The 474-nt window shown below is 53.0% G+C and carries 1 protein-coding gene; it reads left to right on the top strand.

From position 1 onward, the window contains the following. A partial coding sequence (locus tag J2D75_RS14305) for a transposase (RefSeq protein ID WP_207855463.1) occupies positions 1-474 on the top strand: 474 nt, incomplete at both ends.

Genomic DNA, 474 nt, shown 5'->3' with positions numbered 1-474 from the left:
CATGCGCGCTGGACGCTAAAGTTCACCAAAGCGAAGCGGCAGGATGATGGAACCATGCCATCCAGTGATCTCGCCATCCCGTTCTTTGGCTATAAATCGCATGTTTCCATCGATCGGAAATACCGGTTCATCCGGAAATGGAAAACAACGCATGCCGCCGCCAGTGATGGCGCGAGATTGAGAGAGGGGCTGCTGGATAAAACCAATACGGCCTCAAGTGTCTGGGCTGACACGGCCTATCGCTCAAAAGCCAACGAAGACTTCATGGAAAAGCAGGGATTTGTTTCCAAGGTTCATCGCAAAAAGCCGCATCTCAAGACTATGCCCAGGCATATCCAGAAATCAAATGCTGGAAAGTCGGTCATCCGCTCGCGTGTCGAGCATGTCTTTGCCGATCAGAAGTCACAGACGGGGCTGTTTGTCCGGACTGTCGGTATCACCCGAGCCACCATGAGGATCGGCCTGGCCAATATC

Origin of the sequence: Acetobacter suratthaniensis (assembly GCF_017377745.1) — a bacterium.
Classification (GTDB): Bacteria; Pseudomonadota; Alphaproteobacteria; order Acetobacterales; family Acetobacteraceae; genus Acetobacter; species Acetobacter suratthaniensis.
Note: the sequence above shows the minus strand (reverse complement) of the source record. Positions and strands in the feature narration are given on the sequence as shown.